Origin of the sequence: Shigella sp. FC1967, assembly GCF_001743005.1 — a bacterium.
In the GTDB taxonomy this organism is placed as follows: domain Bacteria; phylum Pseudomonadota; class Gammaproteobacteria; order Enterobacterales; family Enterobacteriaceae; genus Proteus.
Map to the genome: position 1 here is coordinate 1 of NZ_MIIZ01000475.1, position 212 is coordinate 212.

Here is a 212-nt window from a genome sequence, read left to right on the forward strand (position 1 = left end):
CTCGGTCATGTTCAACTCCACATTCAGGGCATTGCCAGATACGCTTATGTAGTGGCATTTCTGACATTTTATGACCGCAGCAATGACAGGTTTTCGAACAGGCAAACCATTGCTCCAGTTTTACCAGATGGACGCCTTTTTCTACGGCTTTATATTCCAGCTTTGTGATAAAACCATGCCAGCCTGCATCTCCGATAGCGCGAGCCAGACAG

The 212-nt window shown here is 47.2% G+C and carries 1 protein-coding gene; it reads right to left on the reverse strand.

Annotation, left to right across the window (positions count from 1 at the left end; genetic code table 11):
- On the reverse strand, positions 1–212 hold a 212-nt coding region (locus BHE89_RS04090), incomplete at both ends, for a zinc ribbon domain-containing protein (protein ID WP_286145875.1).